We start from the raw sequence: 15,911 nt of genomic DNA on the forward strand, positions 1-15,911 counted from the left end.
ACGGGGTCAGCGTCGGTCTCTGGTCAGACGCGGGGCGCGCCGACCGGCTGGGAGGCCTCGACGAACTCCTCGCGCGGGTCGTGCAGCTGGCCCAGAGCGACCACCTCACGCTTGAGGAAGAACGCCAACGACCAGTCCACCACCACGCGGACCTTGCGGTTGAACGAAGGGATCCGGCTCATGTGGTACGTCCGGTGCATCACCCAGGCCGGCCAACCGGTCATCTTGATCCCGTACACCTGGGCCACGCCCTTGTGCAGGCCGAGGCTCGCCACACTGCCGACGTGCTTGTGCTTGTAGTTCACCGGCTCGCGACCCCGGATCACGGCCGCGATGTTGTCGGCCATCCGGGCGGCCTGGCGCACCGCGTGCTGAGCGCTCGGCGAGCAGAAGTTGCCCGGCTCCTTGGTCAGGTCCGGCACGGCGGCGCAGTCCCCGGCGCTCCAGGCACCCTCGAGCACCTGGTCACCGTCGACCACCTGGAGCGTGGGCAGGCAGGTGATCCGTCGACGGTCGTCGCGCGGGAAGTCGGTCGAGTCCAGCATCGGCGACGGCTTCACACCGGCCGTCCAGACGATCGTGTCGGAGCGGAAGCTGTCACCGTCGGAGAGCTTGACCACGCCGTCGACGCAGGACTCGAGGCGGGTGTCCAGCCGGATGTCCATGTTGCGCTTGAGCAACTGCTGCACGGTGTAGGCACCCATGTCCCGGTCGACCTCCGGCAGCACCCGCTGGGTGGCCTCGACCAGCACCCAGCGGACCTCGTCCTGCTTGAGCTCCGGGTAGTAACGCAGGGCGTCGCGAGCCATGTCCTCCATCTCGGCGAGCGCCTCGATGCCGGCGTACCCACCGCCGACGAAGGTGAAGGTCAGCGCCGAACGGCGGACGTCCGGATCCGGCGTGGCGGCCGCCACGTCGAGGCGATCCAGCACGTGGTTGCGCAGGTAGATCGCCTCGCCGATGGTCTTGAACCCGATGCCCTGCTCGTGCAGGCCGGGGATCGGCAGGGTGCGGGAGACCGAACCCGGAGCCACGATCACGTGGTCGTACGTGATCTCCCGGGCCGGGCCGCTGATCGGCTGCACGGTGGCCACCTTGCGGTCGTGCTCGATCCGCGTGACCGTGCCGGCCACCATCTTGCACCGCCGCAACTCCCGCCGCAGCGGCACCACGGAGTGCCGCGGAGAGATGTTGCCCGCCGCCGCCTCCGGCAGGAACGGCTGATAGGTCATGTGGGGTTGGGGGTCAACCACCATGACCTCAGCCTCACGGGAGCTGAGCTTCTTCGACAGGCGCAGGGCCGCGTACAGACCGACGTGCCCGGCACCAACCACAAGGATCCGCTTCGGATTCACGTTGTCTATCTTTCCCCGGCCTGCTCAGGTAATCCCGCTCGCGCCCCCCATCTGTGACGGAGCACAACCCATGTGACCTGCGTAACCCTCAGATCGCAGTGGTCACCGACGCCGCAGCAGCCAGCCCAGCAACACTGACATCCCCACCGCCACCAGCAGACCCAGCACGGTCACCCACTGGTATCCGGCGCCGCCACCCGTCCCCGTCGCCTGCAGCAACAGCACACCGAGCACGGCGGAACCCAACAGCACGGCGGCCGACCGCACCAACCAACGGGTGATCAGCTCGGGGTCCACCATCGCGTCATAGGGCAGCAGCGCGGCCAGCGCGCAGAGGGTGTGACCCAGGTAGAGCAGGGCCGCGACGGCGAGCAGCCGCCAGAGGGCGACCGGACGGCCGTACCCGTCGGTGGCGAGCAGCCAGCCGCCGACCGTGAGCAACGCCGTAAAGGTCGTCCAGACCTTGCGCGGCCCGAACGCGGGCAACAGGGCCGCCACCGCCAGGAAGAAGATCGGCCGGCCGGAAAGCACCTCCGCGGGGAACGCCAGGGCGAACCCGGCAAACACGATGACGAAGATCCCGGCCCGGACCAGCAGCGGGGCCACGCTGACGCGAGCGACGGCGTACTGCGCCGCCCGAACCCGCTCCACCACAGCGTTCACCGCGCCCGCCTTCCGTTCGCGACTGCGGGGCTCGCAAGCTCACTCCTCGCGCTCACCGGCCACCCACCCTCGGGGCCGTCGCCAGCCGCGCCACGTCCCGCAACACCTGGTCCAGGCTGCCGGCACCGGCCCAGCGCACCACCGGTACGCCGTGCTCCCGGAGCTGCCCGATCATGATCTCCCGATCCAGGCGCCACAGCCGGTACGCCACCTCGGCCCAACCCCGGTCCTTCGGCGACGCCAGGTCGCTAGGCAACGTGTCGACCGCCACCACGAACCGCCCACCGCGGGCCAACCGGGCGAGCATCTGCGCCGACCGTTCGTCCAGCAGCGGGGTGAGCACCACCACCAACGCGTCCGAGGAGAGCAACTGCGGGCCGAAGACCTGGTCGTACGGTTCGTGCGCGGACGCGTGGACCCGGACGTCGAGCAACCACTCCAGGACGGTCAGGTACTGCCGCCGCCCGGCGGCCGGCCGGAGCCGGCGGGCGGCCGGCCCGTACTCCAGCAGCGAGACCCGGTCACCGCGGTGCAGGTAGTGCTCGGCGATCGCGGCGGTGGCCCGGACGGTGGTGTCCAGCACCGAGGCGGCGCCGTCCACCCCACCGGAGCGGCCTGCCTCGGCGAGCACGTCGAGCAGCACCACCACCTCCGCGTCCCGGTCGGAGAGGGTGGCGGCCACGTGCAGCTGCCGGGCCCGCAACGAGACCCGCCAGTCGATCCGGCGCAGCCGGTCCCCGGGGGCGAAGACGCGTACGCCGGCAAGCTCGCCGCCCTCTCCTGGCCGGCGAGAGTGGTGCGCCCCGACCAGGCCGGCGGCGCGGGGCATCGCCTCGACCGCCTCGAACGGCTCGGTGCGGGGGTACACCCGCACCCGGACCGGCTCGGTGATGACCGCCCGGGAGACCAGCAGACCCCCGGCCGTGGCGACCCGGGCACCGGCGGGGCCGACCGGGTGCCGGCCCCAGCGCAGGGCCTTGCCGGCCAGACCCAGGTCCACCGCGGCGCCGATCGGCACCGACGTCACGAACGGCCGGTCCGCGACGGAACGACGCCCGCCGTTGCCCTGCGCCGTCGCACCGGATTCCGGGGTGGTGCTCCTCTCCGCGTCGTCGACGGCCCCGTCGCTGGCGAAGCCGGCCCGGTCGATCCGCAGCCACGGCGAGACGCGGGTACGCATCACCACCAGGTCGTAGTCGACAGTGTCCGGGTTGCCGACGCTCACCGCCGCCGCCACGTCACCGCCCTCGACCAGCGGCCCACCGTCACCCTGGCTGATCCACACCTGGGGCAGCGCCGTGGGCCGTCGACGCAGCGCGTACGCGGTACCCAACGCGAACGGGGCGGCGAGCACGACGAGGTCCACCCGGCCCAGCAGCACCCCGGCCACCAGCAGCAGGCCGGCGAGCAGCACCGCGCGGCCGAGCGCCGGGGTGGGCGCCCAGCCGGCAGCCGGTTCCGCTTCGGTGGCCGTCGCCACGGTCGGTCCGGACATCAGTGCCGGGGCCCGCCGGCGGCGTAGCTGGGCAGCGCGCCACTGGCCGGGGCGGGAGTCGCCTCCAGCACCTCGCCCACCACGAACGCCGGATCGACCCGACGCAACCACATCTCCGGGCGCAGGGTGATCCGGTGGGCCAGCGCGGGCGCCGCGACCGACTTGACGTCTTCCGGCACCACGTAGTCCCGTCCGCCGAACACCGCGCGGACCCGGGCCAGCAGCAGTAGCGCCAGCGAACCGCGAGGTGAGGCGCCGACCAGCACCGACGGGTGTTCCCGGGTGGCCGCGGTGAGCGACACGATGTAGCGGCCGATGGAGTCCTCCACCACCACGTCCTCCAGGGCGGCCTGCATGGCCCGCAGCGTCGCCGCGTCGACCACCGCCTTGATGTCCGCCTCCTCCCGGCGACGGCTCATCCGACGGCGCAGCACCTCCCACTCCTCTTCGTGCTGGGGGTAACCGAACGAGACACGCAGCAGGAACCGGTCGAGCTGCGCCTCCGGCAGCGGGTAGGTGCCCTCGTACTCGATGGGGTTGGCGGTGGCCAGCACGTGGAACGGCTCGTCGAGCTTGTAGGTCACACCCTCGACCGACACCTGCTTCTCCTGCATCGCCTCCAGCAGCGCGGACTGGGTCTTCGGCGGCGTCCGGTTGATCTCGTCGGCGAGGAGCAGGTTGGTGAAGACCGGGCCGGCCCGGAAGGTGAAGTCACCGTTGCGCTGGTCGTACAGGAAGGAGCCGGTGACGTCGGCGGGAAGCAGGTCGGGAGTGAACTGCAACCGACGGAAGTCCAACCCGAGGGCCTGCGCGAACGAGCGGGCGGTGAGTGTCTTACCGAGCCCCGGCAGGTCCTCCAGGAGCACGTGCCCGCCCGCGAGGATGCCGGCGAGGACCAGCTCCAACGCGTCCCGTTTGCCGACCACGACGGTGCCGACCGCGTCCAGGACCGCCCGAGCCAGGTGCCCGACCTCGGCGGGGGCAATGCTCCGGTCCACGTCGTTCATCAGATGCTCTCCAGTTCGGCGACGATCACCGCGAGGTCGCGCGGCGACGGGGTGCGGCGAGGCGGGGTCTCCAGGAACGTCCACAGGCGGTCACCCAGCAGGACGCGAGCGCGGGCGGGATCCGACTCACGGGTGACGCCGTGTTTCAGCCGCATCCGCTCGTCGGCGAGTTCGCCGATCCGGGGCAGGACCGTCCCGGTGAACCGTTCGGGTCGGGACGAGGACCAGTCCAGGGGCCATTCCCACCGGTTGATCGCGCTGCGTAGCGCGTCCCGGGCACCCCAGTTGTAGCTGCCGTCCTCCTCGCCCGCGCCGACCCGACCACCGCCGGGCGGCGGGGGCGGCGGCGCCAGCAGGGCGGTGGCCCGGCGGACCGCCAGCACGGCGAGCACCCCGGCGATCAGCACGGGCAGCGAGACCTGGAGGCCCACCGCGCGGAGGCCGACCAGCAGGACCGCGACCAGCGCGGCAGCCCACGCGAGCGAGCGCAGCACCGGACGCCATCGGGAGTCGCGGGCCTGCGGACCGACCGGCGCGGCCTCCTCCTCGAACGCGAGCAGATCGTCGATGCTGGTGCTGCTCATGAGGTCACCGCCGCGGTCAGCTCTCTGCGCAGCCGACCGAGCGCGGCGCGGGCCTGGTCGCGGGTGCGTTCGCCGACCGGGTGGGTGGCGTACCGGGCCTCCCGGTAGACGTGCGCGAACTCGGCCAGCACGTCGGTGCTGGCGATGGCCGGCACGCCCGCCGCGGGGTCACCCTGCAACAGTCGGCTGACCAGGTCGGTGGGGGTGTCTCCGGCGAGCCTCGGCACGCCGGCCGCGGCGGCGGTCTCCTCCAGGCGTACCCAGCAGGCGATCACCGCCACCCGGGGGTCGGTGTCCCGGTCGTCGAGTTCCACCAGGCCGGCGTCGAGGGCGGCGACCACCTCGCGGGCGGTGCCCTCGGCGGTACTGCGGGCCCGCTGCGCAGGTAGTGCCCGGGTGGTACGGCGCAGCGCGCCCCGGATCAGGACCCAGCCGAGGTAGCCGAGCGCGGCGAGGATGGCCAGCCCGAGCAGGACCACAGCCACCGTGCCGACCCACTGCGGGATGTGCGCCTGGGTGGCCTCGCCGGCGTCGCGGGGTTCGATCGGGATGGACGGCGATGGCTCGACGGTCGGGTACTCGGGCACCCAGGGAACGTTGTCCGCGGCCGGCGGGATGCGACTGGCCCCGATCGACGAGTGAGCGGACGCCAGCGCGGCACCGGCGAGCAGGGCGGCGACCGCGCCGACCGGCCACCACCGGCGGAGCAGGCCGAGCACCGGCGGCAGCGCACCCGACTCGGCGGACGGTACCGGTGTGGGCGGGCGTGTTCCGTCTGTCATCGCCACCACCCCACGCGTCGTCTCAGTCCACTCCGGCCAGCTGCTTAGCCTGGCCGAAGACATCGTCCAACATCCCTGGTGTCAATCGCCCGGTGAAGGTGTTCTGCTGGCTGACGTGGTAGCAGCCGAGCAAGTCCGGAGCGTTCGTGCCGGACCAGTGTGCCCCATGACCGAACGCCGGTCGCGGGCTGGGCGGGCGCTGCCCGTACACCGCACGGAGCACCGGCCACCACGCGGCCCAGGCGAACGCGCCCAGCGCGACCACGACCCGCAGCGTGGGCCGGATCAACGTGACCTCGCGGTGCAGCCAGGGTGCGCAGGTGTCCCGTTCCAGGGGCGTCGGCTTGTTGTCCGGAGGCGCACACCGGACGGCCGAGAAGATCCGCAGGTCGCGCACTGTGAGCCCGTCGTCGGCGGCGACGCTGGTCGGCTGGTTGGCCAGCCCGGCCCGGTGCAGCGCGGCGAACAGCACGTCGCCCGACCGGTCACCGGTGAAGATCCGGCCGGTGCGGTTGCCGCCGTGTGCGGCGGGCGCCAGCCCGAGGATGGCGATCCGTGCGTCACCCGTGCCGAGGCCGGGCACCGGCCGACCCCAGTACTCCTGGTCGCGGAAGGCGGCCCGGCGGGTGCGCGCGACCTCCTCCCGCCATTGGACCAGCCGCGGGCAGGCGAAACAGTCGCTCACCGCCGCGTCGAGGTCGGCCAGGTCGGTCGCCCGCGCTGCGCGGGCGACCACCTGTGCGGGGGTACGCGTCTCAGCCAAGCTTGGCCCGGAAGAGTTCCAGGGTGCGGGCCCAGGCGCTGGCGGCGGCGCGCTGGTCGAACGCCTCCGGCCGGTCGTCGTTGAAGAAGGCGTGCGAGGTGCCCGGGTAGTCGTAGAGGTGGCAGTCGCCGCCGGCCTCCTCAATGGCCCGCCGGGCGGTCTGTACGCCCTCATTGGCCGAGGTGCCGTCCTCTTCGGAGCAGTGGATGACCGCTGCCTTGCCGGCGTAGTCGGCCCAGTCGGGGCGCATCGACTCCCAGGGCAGCACGGGATAGAAGCCGGCGGTCGCGACGATCCGCTCGGAGATGGTGGCCGACCAGAGGGCCAGGCTGCCACCGGCGCAGAAGCCCACGGCACCGACCTTACCGGTGACCTCGGGCCGCCCGGCGAGATAGTCGGCCGCTCCGGCGATGTCCTTCGCCGCCTCGTCCATCCGCATCGCCAGCAGGAGCCGCTGCGCCTCGTCCGGCTCGCTGGTCGTCTCACCGTGGTAGAAGTCCGGGGCGAGGGCGACGAAGCCGGCCTCGGCGAACCGGTCCGCCACCGACCGGATGTGCGGGACCAGACCCCACCATTCCTGAATGACGATGACGGCGGGGCTGGCCGTGCCGCTGGCGGGTATCGCGAGATACCCCTCGCTCGTGCCCCCGTTGCTGCGGTAGCTCACCATTTCGCCCATGGGCCGTCCTCCTAGCGGTCAGTCATCGTTGGCTGGTCGCCCAGTGGTCCTACGTGCCGGTAGCCTGCCACGCCACGCGGCCGTCGGGAAGACGCCGGAACAGTGGCATTCACCTCCTGTTCGCCCCCCGGTGACTCCGGGTACGCCGACGGCGGCGGGGTCTGCTCCCGCCGCCGTCGATGCCGAGCTACCGCTGTGGTCAGACCTTCTTGGTCAGGCAGAGCACGTAGCCCGTCTTGCCCGGCTCGATGCTGGAGAAGACGTACCCCTCCTCGCCCTCCTTGAAGAACTGGGTGCAGGTGGTGTCGGCCTTGGCCTGAGCCTCGCTCTGGCCGTCCACCCGACCGACCACGCTGTATGCCGCGTCGGTGGAGGTGCACTCGACGACCTTGGCGCCGTCGACCTCCTCCTGCTCGGTGCCGGTGATCTCGGGCAGCTCGGCGATGCAGTCGCCGGTCTTGGCGGCTGCGGTCTCGTCCTTGTTGAAGTAGTTGCCGATCGCCGAGGCGACGCCGAACTTCAGGCCGGCGATGACGACGACGGCGAGGACCGCACCGACGATGCCGATGGCCTTCTTCGCACCGGACTTCTCCGCCTTCGGCTCGGTCGCCGGCTGCTGCTCGGCGGCCGGCTGCGGCTCGGCGGCCGGCTGCGGCTCGGCCGGCTGCGGCTGCTGCGCGGACTGCGGCGCGGCCGCTTGCGGCGTCTCGACGGCCGGCTCAGGGGTTGCGGCGTCGGGCGCGGGGGGCGGTGCGACCTGCTCTGACACGGGGGTTCCTTCCGAGGGGTTGATGAGCAGACGACACCGTAACGATCATTGATTTACGGTGTCGTCCCGCTCGCCTCGTCCGTTCAGCTATTTCCCAGCTTGGTCAGCATGATCCAGTTCACACCGTGGTTCAGCGCGTCGGGGTCGGGGTCGGGGTGTCGCTCGGCGTCACGGTCGGGCTCGCCGAGGGCTCGCCGGGCGTTCCACTCGGCGTCGGTGTGGCTGTCGGTTCCGGCGTCGGCGTGCTGATCGCGGCCGGCGCCGACGGCGGGGACGCACCCGGGCCCCGGGGCCCGAAGGGCGCCCGGCCCACGCAGTACGGGTACGGCCGCAGCAGCGGGTTGCCGTACTCGTCGACGCGTCCTTCACAGTCCGGGAAGCCGAGCCGGATCGGATTGCCGTTCTGGTCGAAGAGCCGGGCGTTCTCCACCAGCCGGCCCTCGCTGTCGTAGACGAAGACGTCCCGGACATGGTCGTACGGGCCGTTGATCGACGTCGGATCGATGCCGTAGTCGCCGTAGCGCATCCGGTCCTCGGCCTGGATCAGCGCGGCGAATGCGAAGACCACCAGCACCACGCTGCCGACCTGCACGACCGAGCGCGGCCAGCGGGTCAGCTGGGCCGAACGGCGACCGATCCAGATCGAGCCGAGCACGAAACCGACCAGCATGATCATGCCGGCGAGCAACTCGCCACCGAACCTCGGCAGCAGCCCGAAGCTGCCGCCGGTGCTGATCACCGTGACCAGCATCGCCGCCAGGTAACCCCGGAGCACCCACCAGCCGGGGCGCAGCAGCCGGAGGAAGTCGCTGGCCGTCGCGTACCCCAGGGGTGGGCCGAGCCGGGTGTCCATGGTGCGCAGCCGGCCGCGGACCCGGGCCATGGCGCTCGCCACCCGCTGGTCGAGGTTGCGCCCGCTGCCCGGCGCGGCGCCGGCCGCGGCGCGCAGCTCGGCGGCGTACGTCTCGGGCTCGCCCAACCGCTCGACCAGGGTGCCCTCGGACTCGGCGGCGACCTCGGCGAGGTGGTCGGCGAGATCCTCGGTCAACTCGTCGCGTTGCCCGGGCGGCAGGTCGGCCAGAGCGGCCCGGACCCGCGCCACATAGTCGGTGATCTCCTGCTCCGCGACGGTCATGCCGCCATCCCCCGATCGTCGAGCAGACTGTCCATTGTGGTGGAGAACGAGCGCCAGAGCTTGCCGGAGCGGGTCAGCTGGTCACGCCCCGCGGCGTTGAGTGAGTAGTACTTGCGGTGCGGCCCGGATTCGCTCGGCACGACGTAGGTGGTGAGCAGGCCGGCGGCGAAGAGGCGGCGCAACGTCCCGTAGACCGAGGCGTCACCGACCTCCTCCAGGCCGGCCTCGCGCAGCCGGCGCAGGATGTCGTAACCGTAACCGTCCTCCTCTCGGAGCACGGCCAGGACGGCCAGATCGAGCACGCCCTTCAACAACTGTGTGGTGTCCACGCATTGCACACTAGTGCGTAATACGAAGTAGCGTCAACGAGTTCGTCGCGACACGCACGGCGCGCGGCTCCGGGGTGGTGATCGACTCGGTTTTCAGGAGGTCGGGGCACCCGAGGCACTCGGACACCGCGGTTTCAACGAAGGCGAGTTGATCAAGCTCGCTCGCGCGCGGTGGCTACTGGAGGCTCCAGGCGATGCCGTCGAGGATGTCGTGCTCCGAGGCGACCACAGACGGCATCCCGGCCCGCTCCATGATCGCGCGAAGCACCAGCGCGCCGGCGCCGATCACGTCGGCGCGGCCCGGGTGCATCACCGGGTTCGCCAACCGCTGCGCACGGGTCTGACCCAGCAGCTCCGCTGTCACCCGGGCGACCTCCTCGTACGCCACCCGGGCGTGGTGGATGCGCTCCGGGTCGTACTCCCGCAGGCCCTGCGCGAGCGCGACCACTGTGGTGACCGACCCGGCGAGGCCGACCAGGGTGGCCGCCTCGCGGCCGGGCACCACGGCCAGCGCCCGGTCCACCACCGCGGCTACGTCGGCCTGCGCCGCCGCGACCTGCTCGGGCGTCGGCGGATCGCCGGGCAGGTGCCGCTCGGTCATCCGGACGCAGCCGATGTCCACCGAGATCGCCGACCGCACCCCGGCGGCCCGGTCACCGACCACGAACTCGGTGGAACCGCCACCGATGTCGACGACCAGGAACGGCTCCTTCGCGTCGGCGGGCAGCCCGCGTACCGCGCCGGTGAACGACAGCCGGGCCTCCTCGTCGCCGCTGACCACCTCCGGCGCGACACCGAGGGTGGCCTGCACCATCTCGGTGAAGTCGGCGGCGTTGGCGGCATCGCGGGAGGCCGAGGTGGCACACATCCGCACCCGCTGCGCGCCCAGCTTCTCGATGTCGGCGGCGTACGACGCCAACGCCACCCGGGTCCGCTCGATCGCCTCCGGCGCCAGTCGGCCGGTGCGGTCCACGCCCTGCCCCAACCGGACGATCTCCATCCGCCGGGTCAGGTCGACCAGCGGCGCCTGCGGCCCGGCCGAGGCGTCGGGCAGGTCGGCGACCAGCAGTCGGATCGAGTTGGTCCCGCAGTCGATGGCCGCCACACGCGTCGTCACGGCAGCAACCTTACGGCAGGACGGGCGGCGACCCGGCGGCTTGGTGGGGCGTGGGCCACGACTCGCCCAGGTCGCCCGACGGGCCCCGCAACAACCCCATCCCGAGCGCGGTCAGGTGATGCCGGACGGCCCCGCCCTCCCGCTCGCTGGTCACCAGACCGGCGGTCCGCAGCGCGCGGGCGTGCTCCGAGGCCGAGGAGAGACTGATCCCGACCGCCCGGGACAACACGGTGGTGGTCAACCCGCCGTCGGTCGCCAGTCGGCGCAGCACCAGCGCCCGGGTGACGCCGAGCAGCCGCCCGAGGGCATCATCGTCGGCGGGAGCCCCGCCCGCGGGCATGACCACCGGGTAGACGAGCAGGATCGGGTAACCCTGCTCGACGAGCACCCGAGGCCGCGGCCCGGCCAACGGGGAGGGCAACAGGATGATCCCGTGGCCGGTGCCGGGGAGGTCGCCGTCCCACCACGTCCGTACCTCCAGCACCGGCTCCCGCCACCGGATCGCCGGGTGCAGCCCGGCGAAGAGGCTGGCCAGGCCATGCTGCGCCAGCCGCTGGCTGGCAGACGTCACCTGCTGACGGTACGCGGACACCAGCTCGGCCCAGTGCGGTTCGAGCACCGCGTCGAACCAGGTCCGCACGGCCCCGCCGAACAGGTCCAGCACCTCCGGGTCGGCCGCCGCGAACCGCCGCCGCAGCGGGCTGACCGACGTGTCCGCGTACGCGAGGGTGACCTCGGCGCGGACCCGCCGCGCCGGGGTGGCCCGGATCGCCTCCAGCCCGGCCTCCACCGACTCCAGGCCGTCGAAGGGAGTGACGAAGTCCGGCAGACGTCCCCGGTCGGGCAGCAGATGCCGCAGGACCGCGGTGGCAGCCTGGGCGGCAGCCGTGCCCTCGGCCGCTGCCGCACGCTCGGCCAGGGTCGGCGCCATCGCCGCGACCGTGGGATCGCGCAGCCACTGACCAGCCAGCAGCGCGATCCCGACCGGATGCAGCCGATCGGCGAACCGCACCCGGCACAGGTCGGCCGACCCGAGCTGGAGGCGAAGCATGGCAACAGCCTGCCTGCCTTCGCCCAGGACCGAAAGGGTTGATCCGCGGCCGAGCGGCCTCCAGTGTGGACCCTGGGTCGACGGGGGGTGGCCGGCGTGCGGCGAACAGTGGCGGTGTTGACGGGGCTCTGCCTCATGGTCGTTGCCGTAGCTTGTGGTGAGCGGGGGCAACCCTCGTCGGCCCCGCCAGCCGCGCCGTCCGCGTCGAGCGAGCGACCTGCGGCCGGTGACCACCAGCTCACCCTGCACCACAACGGACTGGACCGCACCTACCTGCTGCACGCGCCCCCGGGGTACGACCCGGGCAGGTCCTCCGCGCTGGTCATCGCGCTGCACTTCTATCCCGGCCTCGGATCCTCGATGCGGGAGTTGGCGGGCCTGGACGCCAAGGCCGACAAGGACAACGTGCTGGTCGCCTACCCCGACGGGCAGGGCGGCGGCTTCAACGCGCTGATCTGCTGCGGCAGCGCGGACGACGTCGGCTTCCTCAACGCCCTCACCGACCATCTGGTGCAGACCTGGCACGCGGATCCGAACCGGGTTTTCCTCACCGGCATTTCGAACGGCGGCGACATGAGCTTCCGGGCGGCGGTGGAGAGCACGGGCAGGTTCGCCGCGATCGGTGTGGTCAGCGGTGGTTACAGCGGAAATCTGACCACCGCCGACAGTTACGTGCCGAAGAGCCCGGTCTCCGTGATCACCTTCATCGGCGGCCAGGACCGCTATGCCTCGATCTTCCAGACCGGCATGCGGACCTGGCAGCAGCGGCTCGGCTGCCGGCCGAGCCCGAAGGCGTCCGGGGTGCCGGGTGTGACGCACACGGTGGCGGGCTGCGCGGACGGCAGCGAGGTCAGCGTCTACACGATCGCCGACATGGGCCACAGTTGGCCGGGAGCGACGACGGGCCAACTCGCCGCATCCTCGGCGGGGCTGTCCGCCACCGACCTGATGTGGGAGTTCTTCGCCGCCCACCCGCGCAAGGCCTGACCTACAGGCGCAGCAGCATCCGGGTGTTGCCCAGCGTGTTCGGCTTGACCCGCTCCAGGTCCAGGAACTCCGCGACACCCTCGTCGTACGAGCGCAGCAGCTGCTCGTAGACCGGCTGCGGCACCGGAGCGCCGTCGATCTCGCGGAAACCGAACGAGCCGAAGAACCGGGTCTCGAACGTGAGCACGAAGATCCGCGCCACGCCCAACTCCCGGGCGGCGTCGATCAGCTCACCGACCAGCCGGTGACCGATGCGCCGGCCCCGGCAGGACGGATCCACCGCCACCGTGCGGATCTCGGCCAGGTCCTCCCACATGACGTGCAGCGCGCCGCAGCCCACCACGACGTCGTCCTCGGCCCGGACCGCGACCCGGAACTCCTGCACGTCCTCGAAGAGGGTGACGGTGGCCTTGCTCAGCAGCCGCCGGTCGTCGGTGTAGGTGTCGACGAGTCGTCGGATGCCCCGCACGTCCCCGGTGCGGGCCCGCCGTACGAGGATCTGACTCTCGGGTGCCTCGGACCCGGCCTGCGCGCTCATTCGGCCGCCGGCACGTCCACGCACGGCCCCGCCGACCACCAGGGCTCGACCAGGCCCAACGTCTCGTCGCCGAACGGGTTCACCCCGGGGCCGGCGCCCAGCGCGTGGCCCAGGTGCACGTGCAGGCACTTCACCCGGCCCGGCATCCCGCCGGCCGAGATGCCGGCGATCTCCGGCACCTCGCCGATCGCCTCCCGGCGCGTGAGGTAGTCCTCGTGCGCGGCACGGTAGTGGGCGGCCAACTCCGGGTCCGTCGTCAGCCGGTCCGCCATCTCCTTCATCAGCCCCGCCGACTCCAGTCGGCTGCACGCGGCGGTGGCCCGGGGGCAGGTCAGGTAGTAGAGCGTCGGGAACGGGGTGCCGTCGGCGAGGCGGGGGGTCGTCTCCACCACGTCGGGAAGGCCACACGGGCACCGGTGGGCCACCGCCCGGGTGCCCCGGGGCGTCCGGCCGAGCTGCGCGGCCACCGCGGCCAGATCGGCCTCGGTGGCCGGCTCGCGCTGCGGCAGGGGAACGGAATCCGCCGCCGGCTCCGACGGTGGTACGACAGTCACGGTGCCCATCTCTCCTGGTGTGCTGGTCGGTGGATCACTGGCCCGGCTGCTGGCTGTCCGCCGCCCGCACGCTCGACCAGAGCGTGTCGTACCAGGTCGAGGGCCCGGCCGGCGGGGCCGAACCGGCCGACTTCCCGGCGTCCCGGGCGGCGCCCTCCGGGTCGTGCAGCACCACCATCATCTTCTCGCCGGGCCGGCCCATGAAGAACCGTTCCCGAGCCTGCGTCTTGATGTACTCGGGGTCTTTCCAGTTGGCGGCCTCGGCGGCGAGCTTGGCGATCTCCCGTTCCTGCACCGCCTGGGCCGCCTCCATCCGCTCGATGTCGGCCTGCTGGTCCAGGTAGACCCGGACGGGATAGGTGTAGGCCAGAGCGAGCGCGATCAGGACCGCGAACAGCACTGTGGCCCGGCCGGTGAAGCGACGGGGGTGGGGTGCGACGAGCCGCTTCACGGAACCAGCGGCAGCGGTACGCCGAGCGGCGGCGGGACGATTCGCGGAGCGCACGCCTTCGGCGCCGCGGGCAGCACCCGGCGCGCGACCGGCTGCGCGCGGCTCGGCGCGTACGCCGGCCTCCCGGACCGATCCCCGCGTGGCACGCCCGCCGCCCGGCCGACCGGACTGACCCGGCCGGCGGGCGGGACGCTGACCACCCGGTGTGCGGCGCTGCTGCATCGTCACACCCCTCCCCCGAGGCTTCGTGCGTCTCAGGCCGAACGGTAGCGCGGGAACGCGCCAGCGCCGGCGTAGCGCGCCGCGTCGGCCAGCTCCTCCTCGATCCGGAGCAGCTGGTTGTACTTGGCGACACGGTCCGAGCGGGCCGGGGCACCGGTCTTGATCTGGCCGCAGCCGGTGGCCACCGCCAGGTCGGCGATGGTGGTGTCCTCGGTCTCGCCGGAGCGGTGGCTCATCATGCACTTGAAGCCGGCCCGGTGCGCCAGGTCCACCGCGTCCAGGGTCTCGGTCAGCGAGCCGATCTGGTTGACCTTGACGAGAACCGCGTTCGCCGCCTTCTCCGCGATGCCGCGGGCGATGCGCTGCGGGTTGGTCACGAACAGGTCGTCACCGACGATCTGCACCCGGTCGCCGATCGAGGCGGTCAGCGTCTGCCAGCCGCTCCAGTCGTCCTCGGCCAGCGGGTCCTCGATCGACACGATCGGGTACTCGTCGGCCAGCTTCGTGTAGTAGGTGCTCATCTCCTCGGCGGACTTCGCGGCGCCCTCGAACGTGTAGGTGCCGTTGTCGAAGAACTCCGTGGCCGCCACGTCGAGCGCGAACACGATGTCGGTGCCGAGCCGGTAACCGGCCTTCTCGACCGCCTCGGCGATCAGGTCCAGGGCCGCCGCGTTCGTCGGCAGGTTCGGCGCGAAGCCACCCTCGTCGCCGAGCCCGGTGGAGAGGCCCTTCTTCTTCAGCACCGACTTCAGCGCGTGGTAGACCTCAGCGCCCGAGCGCAGCGCCTCACGGAAGGTGGGCGCGCCGATCGGCGCGATCATGAACTCCTGGATGTCGACGTTCGAGTCGGCGTGCGCGCCACCGTTGAGGATGTTCATCATCGGCACGGGCAGGAGGTGCGCGTTCGGGCCACCCAGATAGCGGAAGAGGCTCAGCTCGGCGCTGCCGGCAGCGGCCTTCGCCACCGCCAGGGAGACCCCGAGGATGGCGTTCGCGCCCAGCTCCGACTTGCTCTCCGTGCCGTCGATGTCGAGCATCTTCTGGTCGATCAGCCGCTGCTCGCTGGCCTCGTACCCGATGATCTGGTCGACGATCTTGTCTTCGACGTTGGAGACCGCCTTCTCCACGCCCTTGCCCTGGTAGCGGTCGTCGTCACCGTCGCGCAGCTCGATCGCCTCGAAGGCGCCGGTGGAGGCGCCGGAGGGCACGGCGGCGCGGGCTACCGTGCCGTCGTCCAGACCGACCTCGACCTCGACCGTCGGGTTGCCCCGCGAGTCGAGAATCTCCCGGGCGACGATTCCCTCGATGGTTGCCACTAAGTCGCTCCTCGTTGTTGTGATCCGGTCCGTGGGTGGGCCGCGACGGTGCGGCTGAGGCAGGTGTTGAACGCAGCGTATCGGGCGGCGCGAACGGGCACGGCGTCGCCCGCG

At 72.0% G+C, this 15,911-nt stretch carries 18 protein-coding genes; 1 reads left to right on the forward strand and 17 read right to left on the reverse strand.

All coding sequences use genetic code 11. The features are described 5' to 3' along the window. Positions 1-23: 23 nt before the first annotated feature. The 13 genes from ABTW72_RS24215 to ABTW72_RS24275 form a co-directional block, all read right to left on the reverse strand. Entirely contained in the window at positions 24-1,355 is a 1,332-nt protein-coding gene (locus ABTW72_RS24215) for an NAD(P)/FAD-dependent oxidoreductase (protein WP_124857748.1), read from the reverse strand. 102 nt (positions 1,356-1,457) lie between these two features. Next, positions 1,458-2,018: a hypothetical protein gene (locus tag ABTW72_RS24220; protein ID WP_350862068.1), complete on the reverse strand. Its 561-nt coding sequence runs from the start codon at positions 2,016-2,018 to the stop codon at positions 1,458-1,460. A gap of 52 nt (positions 2,019-2,070) precedes the next feature. Next, positions 2,071-3,513 (reverse strand): DUF58 domain-containing protein, encoded by a 1,443-nt coding sequence (locus ABTW72_RS24225; RefSeq protein ID WP_350862070.1) that lies wholly within the window; start codon positions 3,511-3,513, stop codon positions 2,071-2,073. Next, positions 3,513-4,520: an AAA family ATPase gene (locus tag ABTW72_RS24230; protein WP_091394243.1), complete on the reverse strand. Its 1,008-nt coding sequence runs from the start codon at positions 4,518-4,520 to the stop codon at positions 3,513-3,515. Before ABTW72_RS24230 ends, ABTW72_RS24225 begins: the two co-directional genes overlap by 1 nt. Continuing rightward, entirely contained in the window at positions 4,520-5,104 is a 585-nt protein-coding gene (locus ABTW72_RS24235) for a hypothetical protein (RefSeq protein ID WP_350862072.1), read from the reverse strand. The genes ABTW72_RS24230 and ABTW72_RS24235 overlap by 1 nt, the downstream gene beginning before the upstream one ends. Beyond that, the gene (locus ABTW72_RS24240; RefSeq protein WP_350862074.1) at positions 5,101-5,886 is read right to left on the reverse strand and encodes a DUF4129 domain-containing protein; all 786 of its coding nucleotides are present in this window, start codon (positions 5,884-5,886) and stop codon (positions 5,101-5,103) included. The genes ABTW72_RS24235 and ABTW72_RS24240 overlap by 4 nt, the downstream gene beginning before the upstream one ends. A gap of 22 nt (positions 5,887-5,908) precedes the next feature. Then, positions 5,909-6,622, reverse strand: coding sequence for a uracil-DNA glycosylase (locus ABTW72_RS24245; RefSeq protein WP_350862076.1), 714 nt, complete (start codon positions 6,620-6,622; stop codon positions 5,909-5,911). Between the two features lie 19 nt (positions 6,623-6,641). Continuing rightward, positions 6,642-7,328 (reverse strand): dienelactone hydrolase family protein, encoded by a 687-nt coding sequence (locus tag ABTW72_RS24250; protein WP_112621668.1) that lies wholly within the window; start codon positions 7,326-7,328, stop codon positions 6,642-6,644. A 199-nt stretch (positions 7,329-7,527) separates the two neighbouring features. Further along, positions 7,528-8,097, reverse strand: coding sequence for an LppU/SCO3897 family protein (locus tag ABTW72_RS24255; protein ID WP_350862078.1), 570 nt, complete (start codon positions 8,095-8,097; stop codon positions 7,528-7,530). Between the two features lie 130 nt (positions 8,098-8,227). Next, positions 8,228-9,232, reverse strand: a complete 1,005-nt coding sequence (locus ABTW72_RS24260) for an HAAS signaling domain-containing protein (protein ID WP_350862080.1) — start codon at positions 9,230-9,232, stop codon at positions 8,228-8,230. Beyond that, positions 9,229-9,561 carry a PadR family transcriptional regulator gene (locus tag ABTW72_RS24265; protein ID WP_350862082.1) on the reverse strand — a complete coding sequence of 111 codons (333 nt, stop codon included), beginning with the start codon at positions 9,559-9,561 and terminating at the stop codon, positions 9,229-9,231. Before ABTW72_RS24265 ends, ABTW72_RS24260 begins: the two co-directional genes overlap by 4 nt. Positions 9,562-9,736: 175 nt before the next feature. After that, positions 9,737-10,666 (reverse strand): Ppx/GppA phosphatase family protein, encoded by a 930-nt coding sequence (locus ABTW72_RS24270; protein WP_350862237.1) that lies wholly within the window; start codon positions 10,664-10,666, stop codon positions 9,737-9,739. A gap of 22 nt (positions 10,667-10,688) precedes the next feature. Further along, complete coding sequence (locus tag ABTW72_RS24275) at positions 10,689-11,729, reverse strand: ArsR/SmtB family transcription factor (protein WP_350862084.1); 1,041 nt, start codon at positions 11,727-11,729, stop codon at positions 10,689-10,691. Between the two features lie 96 nt (positions 11,730-11,825). Between ABTW72_RS24275 and ABTW72_RS24280 the strand changes: the two genes are divergently transcribed. Then, positions 11,826-12,716: a CE1 family esterase gene (locus ABTW72_RS24280; RefSeq protein ID WP_350862086.1), complete on the forward strand. Its 891-nt coding sequence runs from the start codon at positions 11,826-11,828 to the stop codon at positions 12,714-12,716. Position 12,717: 1 nt separating this feature from the next. Here the strand turns inward: ABTW72_RS24280 and ABTW72_RS24285 are convergent, their stop codons facing one another. Genes ABTW72_RS24285 through eno form a run of 4 tightly spaced genes read right to left on the reverse strand, consistent with a single transcriptional unit; the run spans position 12,718 to position 15,797 of the window. Then, a complete protein-coding gene (locus tag ABTW72_RS24285; protein WP_350862088.1) occupies positions 12,718-13,254 on the reverse strand; it encodes an amino-acid N-acetyltransferase in 537 nt (178 codons plus the stop codon). Beyond that, positions 13,251-13,808 (reverse strand): DUF501 domain-containing protein, encoded by a 558-nt coding sequence (locus tag ABTW72_RS24290; RefSeq protein WP_091397196.1) that lies wholly within the window; start codon positions 13,806-13,808, stop codon positions 13,251-13,253. The genes ABTW72_RS24285 and ABTW72_RS24290 overlap by 4 nt, the downstream gene beginning before the upstream one ends. A gap of 34 nt (positions 13,809-13,842) precedes the next feature. Continuing rightward, positions 13,843-14,481, reverse strand: coding sequence for an FtsB family cell division protein (locus ABTW72_RS24295; protein ID WP_350862239.1), 639 nt, complete (start codon positions 14,479-14,481; stop codon positions 13,843-13,845). Positions 14,482-14,513: 32 nt separating this feature from the next. Continuing rightward, a complete protein-coding gene (eno, locus tag ABTW72_RS24300) occupies positions 14,514-15,797 on the reverse strand; it encodes a phosphopyruvate hydratase (RefSeq protein ID WP_350862090.1) in 1,284 nt (427 codons plus the stop codon). Positions 15,798-15,911 lie beyond the last annotated feature (114 nt).

Source organism: Micromonospora sp. NPDC127501, assembly GCF_040302185.1.
Taxonomy (GTDB): Bacteria; Actinomycetota; Actinomycetes; order Mycobacteriales; family Micromonosporaceae; genus Micromonospora.

Coding starts and splice junctions, on each gene's coding strand:
- ABTW72_RS24225 (WP_350862070.1), bottom strand. CDS start 3,513: ATGTCCGGACCGACCGTGGCGACGGCCACCGAAGCGGAACCGGCTGCC.
- ABTW72_RS24230 (WP_091394243.1), bottom strand. CDS start 4,520: ATGAACGACGTGGACCGGAGCATTGCCCCCGCCGAGGTCGGGCACCTG.
- ABTW72_RS24235 (WP_350862072.1), bottom strand. CDS start 5,104: ATGAGCAGCACCAGCATCGACGATCTGCTCGCGTTCGAGGAGGAGGCC.
- ABTW72_RS24240 (WP_350862074.1), bottom strand. CDS start 5,886: ATGACAGACGGAACACGCCCGCCCACACCGGTACCGTCCGCCGAGTCG.
- ABTW72_RS24250 (WP_112621668.1), bottom strand. CDS start 7,328: ATGGGCGAAATGGTGAGCTACCGCAGCAACGGGGGCACGAGCGAGGGG.
- ABTW72_RS24260 (WP_350862080.1), bottom strand. CDS start 9,232: ATGACCGTCGCGGAGCAGGAGATCACCGACTATGTGGCGCGGGTCCGG.
- ABTW72_RS24275 (WP_350862084.1), bottom strand. CDS start 11,729: ATGCTTCGCCTCCAGCTCGGGTCGGCCGACCTGTGCCGGGTGCGGTTC.
- ABTW72_RS24285 (WP_350862088.1), bottom strand. CDS start 13,254: ATGAGCGCGCAGGCCGGGTCCGAGGCACCCGAGAGTCAGATCCTCGTA.
- ABTW72_RS24295 (WP_350862239.1), bottom strand. CDS start 14,481: ATGCAGCAGCGCCGCACACCGGGTGGTCAGCGTCCCGCCCGCCGGCCG.